The sequence below is a fragment of the Aeromicrobium sp. genome (assembly GCF_014378035.1).
GTDB lineage: Bacteria > Actinomycetota > Actinomycetes > Propionibacteriales > Nocardioidaceae > Aeromicrobium.
In genome coordinates this window covers 1-3,961 of record NZ_JACMOM010000356.1, presented here as the reverse complement: position 1 = coordinate 3,961, position 3,961 = coordinate 1, and the positions used below count along the sequence as shown (strand labels likewise).

The following is a 3,961-nucleotide window of genomic DNA, read 5'->3' as shown; positions in this document are numbered from 1 at the left end:
CAGCAGGTACCCGATGATGTCCTCTTGCGCGTCTCGCAGCGCGGTCACCGACACAATCGCCGGGAACCGGCTGCCGTCCTTACGGACGTAGGTCAGCTCGTAGCTGTCCTCGATGCCGCGTTTGGCCTTAAAGACCAGCGCCTCAAAACCCGGCGCGATCGCGGTGTCCAGCTCCACGCTGAGCTCCGCCGCCCGCTTGATGAGCTCCTCGGGGTCCGAGATGTCCGCGGGGGTGATCCGGTCCACCACGTCGACCGCGTCATAGCCCAGCATCGCCTCGGCGCCCACGTTGAAGATCTGGATGACCCCAGCCGCGTCAGTGGCCATCTGCCAGAAGTACGCGCTCTTGACAATGGCGTCCGACAGGGCGCCGCGGGCCTTGGCCGCGGTGTTGTCGGTCCCGATCAGCAGGTACCCGATGATGTCCTCTTGCGCGTCTCGCAGCGCGGTCACCGAGACGATGGCCGGGAAGCGGCTGCCGTCCTTGCGGACGTAGGTCAGCTCGTAGCTGTCCTCGATGCCGCGTTTGGCCTTGAAGACCAGCGCCTCAAAACCCGGCGCGATCGCGGTGTCCAGCTCCACGCTGAGCTCCGCCGCCCGCTTGATGAGCTCCTCGGGGTCGGAGATGTCCGCGGGGGTGATCCGGTCCACCACGTCGACCGCGTCATAGCCCAGCATCGCCTCCGCGCCCACGTTGAAGATCTGGATGACACCGGCCGCGTCAGTGGCCATCTGCCAGAAGTACGCGCTGCTGAAGATCGCTTCCATCAAGGCGCTACGGGCCTTGATCTGCTCGAAACTGTGCTCTGCAACAACCGCCCTGCCAGCCCCGACGCCCGCCTCGGGAGAAGTAGCCGTCCGCGGACTCCTCACGCCCATCTCCACGAGCACAGCAAGCAGACCGCAGGACCCGATGCGTTGGTTCGTGGCAATGTGGTCGTGGGCACGTCCGGCACAGCCTCCAGCAGACTCTCGGACTTACGTGTCTTCAAAGACATCCTGGTCCCCTTAGAACCGCATTAGTCAGCGCGCAACTTCTGGTAAGAGGTCAAGAAACGACTCTACGTCGGGCAGCGCCTCACCAGATAAGGATTACCTAAACTGGACAAATCGACCGTTCGCTCGTCCCACAACCGGAACGGTCAACGGAGCATGCAGCCGCTCGGCACAACCGCTGAGCTCGTCTCGTAGCCGGATCGGTGACCGGTCACCGATCAGCTCACGAATAGACGGGCGATGCTCAAGTGGAATCCAGCTTTTTGGCAGCGGTGATTAACTGAGCCTTTGACAGCAGCTGTTCACAGACCCAAAGGACGCCTTGGTCGACGCGGAGTCCGAGTCCGCGCACGAGATCGCCAGCGCCCTCCGGGTGGCCGCGTATCAGCCCTTCGGGTGACGGAGAACGCAACACCGAGCGGTGGTGGGCGACGGCCGTTAGGTACTGCCCAGCGGCGTTGCGCAACGGTCCGAACGCAGCGTCGGCTATGCGAGCTTTGGTCTCATTGGGCCAGAACGGTTCCCTCTCACAGACATAGATGTCGACATCGACGGCGTACGTCTGCTCAGGTGGCCGGACTACCGGAGCGACAGCGTTGCCCTTGGGAACCGTTGGTGTCGGGGCCGACGGCACGCCTCGGTGGAACATCACCCACGGGTGGCGGATTCGCGCGACGTGGAGAGCGCGCCCGTTGGCCAGAGGTCGCCCAGGGAACCGGGCTGGCAACGTGTCGGAGTGAGCGACGGCGACGCCCCCAGCCAAACGTGCTCCTGGGAGAGCAGCTCGATCGAAGTCGACTTTGAAGCCGGGCAGGCCGTGACGAGGGTCGGGGCCATGCATGCTGACTTTAAGTCCAGCGAGAGGCGCATATCGGGGCTTCATGTAGAACGACGTCCGGCCCCACCAAAGACGCCAGGAGTACCCCATCACGTTCCGCCGGGCATCGCGGACGAGGAACGCGATTGCGTCCGGTGGCTTTGCCTCTTCGATAGCTGGCTCGTTCGACATGCGAGCAATCTAGGCGCATCTTGAAGCCCCAACCATCTCGATCGGGAGTGAGTGGATGGGTAACGCAAGAGAGACCTGGCAACGTGGTGGCGATCGCACGTGCCCGTAGATCGATCGGCTTACGAGCTTTGCGTCCGCGGCGCAGTCACGGTGGCGACCTCGTCTTTGATGGTCAGGTCCGTGAAGTTCAGGTGGTGGTCAGGCATATGGTTTGCCTAGCAAACAACGAAGATCCACTGTGACCTGTCGTAGATATAGGGAACCGCCTACGCTCGGACTCGATTATCAACATGCTGCTCATCTGGACCACCACCGGCTTGATCGTCGGAGAACTGCTCGAGCGGTTGGTCGAACCCGACGTTAGGGCCCCGGCCGAACCCGACCGTGAGTCGATAGGGGCGTCGCGGTGAGCAGGTGCATACCCGAGGACCGGCCCACACTGCGCGACGTAACCGGTGGCATAGCGGCGCTGGGCCCGTTCTTCGCCGTCGGAATCCATCCTCCCGATGCGATCCCGGTCCAGCCATGGCGGCCGTTGCTCGACCTCGTCGAGCAACCGGGCCTGATGATGACGCGCATCGATGCGGTCCGAGCCGCGCTCGCCGCCGGGCGGCCCGTCCAGCGGATCGAGCACAAGGTAGCCGCCTCGGTGACCCACCTTGGCCTCGTCGCTCGGCTCATCTCCCCTGCTCTCGCATTCGTCGTGACAACCGGTCATCTACCCTGCACGGATCTGTCCAGGGTGTGGTGGCAAGACCAGCTTGGCGGAGCCTTCCCGCTGTCCATACCCGACATAACGGGAGCGGCCTTGAGTCACCAGCCCATCGACACTGCCAAAGACGCGGCGCTGCTGCGCGAGATCCTGATCAACGGCCTTATCCGCGCGCTGACCGATGCCGTCGCGGCAACGGTGCCTGTGTCGCGCCTGGTCCTGCAAGGCAACATCGCCTCCGCTATCAACGGCGCCGCGACCCTCATCAGCAGCCAACGCAGCGACTTACTGCCCGCCAGCCGAGCAGTAGCCAACGCACTGCTGCACGACCCCGAACTCAATCCGACCAACAGCCCATCGGGAAAGAATTTTCGACGATCGAGCTGCTGTCTTATCTACCGCGCCAGCGAGGTCCGATCAGCATCGACGGATGCTACCTGCGGCGACTGCATCCTGACCCCGTAGGCGGAACGGCTTAGGACGATCTGATCGGTGTCGCCAACGCTTGACCGCCCGGGCCCTGCTCGAACGGGCACAACCCGGTCTACGCCGCGATCCTGAACTCCGAGCCACCGGAGCCTGCGCGACGACGCACGACGGCTAAGTCACGGACGACGGCGTCGGGTGCTACCCGCGCACAGCGTGCGATCACAACGTCGGACCCGACGCGCGCTCCCGTGCCAATCCACGTCCCGTCCTCAGCCCGCGTGCGAGGGCCGAGGTGCACGTTCCCTGCGACGACGACGTTCTCCCCGACGATCACGTCGTGATCCAGCCAGCTGCCTGCGCCGATCCGAGAGCCGTCGCCCACCTGCGCGCCAGCTTCGACGTAGGCCGTCGAGGCCACCAAGGCACCTTCGTGCACCCGCGCCTGCGGTGAGACCAGCCCGCCGCCGTTGGCGTGACGGACGTAACGCACCACCTGTCCGTTGTCGTCCTCGAACTGGACATTCGCTGCCATGTATCCTCCCGATCTCGACCTTGCTTCTGGTTTACATAACGACCGGAGGACCGTGAGGATTCCGGGGTTTCGGTTCGCAAACCTGTCCCGCACAGGGATCGGGCCCCGGTGTCGGCGGCTGTGATGGAGTGGTCCCATGACGTGGGAGACGCACTCGGTGACACCTGACCGCTTCGAGGACTTCGCTGACGTCATTAACCGCACCCGCCGCGCCAACCACTGTTGGTGCCTGTCCCACCGGCTGCGGGCTCGTGAGATCGAGGGGCTCGGCGGCGGTAGCCGT

3 protein-coding genes are annotated in these 3,961 nt (G+C 64.3%); 1 reads left to right on the top strand and 2 read right to left on the bottom strand.

Translation table 11 applies throughout. The annotated features are described in order from the left end of the window. Positions 1-879 (bottom strand): PAS domain-containing protein (locus tag H7290_RS18840; RefSeq protein ID WP_290515558.1); only part of this gene is annotated, 879 nt, incomplete at its 3' end. A 1,661-nt stretch (positions 880-2,540) separates the two neighbouring features. Here H7290_RS18840 and H7290_RS18835 point away from each other — a divergent pair. Beyond that, the gene (locus H7290_RS18835; protein ID WP_290515557.1) at positions 2,541-3,182 is read left to right on the top strand and encodes a hypothetical protein; all 642 of its coding nucleotides are present in this window, start codon (positions 2,541-2,543) and stop codon (positions 3,180-3,182) included. Between the two features lie 79 nt (positions 3,183-3,261). On the opposite strand, the gene H7290_RS18830 is transcribed toward H7290_RS18835, so the two are convergent. Beyond that, on the bottom strand, positions 3,262-3,678 hold the full coding sequence (locus H7290_RS18830; RefSeq protein WP_290515556.1) for a hypothetical protein: 417 nt from the start codon (positions 3,676-3,678) through the stop codon (positions 3,262-3,264). Positions 3,679-3,961 lie beyond the last annotated feature (283 nt).